At 32.6% G+C, this 1,792-nt stretch carries 1 protein-coding gene; it reads left to right on the forward strand.

What is annotated here, in order from left to right; translation table 11 throughout:
- Window positions 1-1,792, forward strand: a 1,792-nt coding sequence (locus ABGX27_00075; GenBank protein ID MEO2067897.1) for an NERD domain-containing protein, incomplete at both ends; no start/stop codon positions are given.

A 1,792-nucleotide genomic window follows, 5' to 3' on the forward strand; every position in this document is an offset into this window, starting at 1 on the left:
TTAGTACGATAAGGAAAACTCTAAAAAAGATCCTTAAAGGGGAAAAAGGCGAATTAGAAGTTCTCAAATCTATTTCTTCTTTATTAGAAGAAGGTGATCTTAAAGATCCAAACTTTCTTATACTGAATAGAGTTGTGATACCTGATGTTACAGGATCTAAGGAGATAGATTTACTTCTCCTGCATCCTGTTTTGGGTATCTATGTGATAGAAGTAAAAAATTGGGATAGTTTGGAGCATTTAGTTGATGATAATCTATTTAAATCTGTGAGAGAAAAAGCAGATATCTTGAAAAGTTATATAAACGATAATCTAAAGACTCTTCCGATTAATATTGAACATAGAGTTGTCTTTCCTTCAATATCTTCCAAAGAAGGAGAAAAATTTTTTGAAAAACACCCATCTTTCAAAAGGTATAAAAATCATACTTTCTTTAAGGATGACCTTTCAAGTAAAGAAAACTTTCGCCGTTTCTTTAATTCGTCCTCAAGCGTTGTTCCCACGAGGGAACAATTCATTGACGTAGTTAAACTCTTAGGAGGAGAGAAAAAAGGTATAGAAAAAATAATCCCTATTTTGTCAAAAGGGAAAATTTCTTTCTTTGATTACAAACAGCTTTCTGTATTGAACGGCTACACAGGTGGATTTAGGATTATTCGTGGCGTAGCAGGAACAGGGAAAACAGTAATTCTGATTAACTTTATTGTTAGTAGACCTAGGGAGAAATTTTTAGTTATTTGTTTCAACAGAAAGTTAAAAGACGCCATCGTAAGAGAGCTAAAAAAACTTAAAAGGTACGATAAAAATGTTTACGTTTATTCTTTGTTTGAATTTTTAAAAGAGATTGGATTTGATTTCAATAAATTTAATCTAAGCACCAAAAGTTCAATAGAAGAGAAGTATAAACGTTTTGAAACAGAAGAAGCTATACAGGAATTCAGGAACAAGCTTAAACAATACCTCCGTTCTAACCCCATAAGTATTTTCCTGTGTGATGAAACACAGGATATGCCTCCAGGATTTATGAGAGCAATGTTAGAAGAGATTAAGAACTGCATCTTCTTTATTGATGAAGGGCAGAAGTTCTATCCGTATACGATGAATAGTGTGAGAGACATCTTCTACCATCCCATGTTTAAAGAAGAGATTTCCATGAGAGGAAGAGTAAGGAACCTCAAAACGATTTACAGAACTCCTTCCAACTTAGCAAAGTGTGCGCTTGAAATACTTTCTTTAGATAAGACAATAAATAACTATTACAGGAAAGCAAGATATATAGAAAACAACTTGTTATCCGATATTAGTTATGTCCTTGAAGAAGGGAAAATTTTCTTAGGAGATTTTAATGATTTTGACAAAATATTAGAAATCGTAGAGAAACTTCCTAAAGACAAGAAAACTTACATATTGGCTTATACGAAGAAAATAGCTAACAGTATTAATAATCTCCTTGAAAAAAAGAATATTTCAAATGCTAAGGCACTTCCTTTACAGGGGGTTAAAGGGCTTGAAGCAGACAATATTATCATCCACGGTTTTGATTGCTTTTTAGAGAAGAGCTTTGAAGATCCTAAGGAAAGAGAAATACTCTTTAGGAAAACCTATGTTTTGATGACAAGAGCCAGAGAGAAGCTCTTTTTGTCCATAAAAGAAAGTTCTTATGCAAAAATTGAAAAGGTTCCAGAGCTCAAGAAAATAATAGAGATACTTAGAAAATACTCGGAGTTGTATAGTCCTGAAAAACTTATAGTTTCTTTTGAATCGTTAGAAGGAAATAATGGGGGTAATAAGGG

The sequence above is a fragment of the Desulfurobacteriaceae bacterium genome (assembly GCA_039832905.1).
Lineage (GTDB): Bacteria > Aquificota > Aquificia > Desulfurobacteriales > Desulfurobacteriaceae > Desulfurobacterium.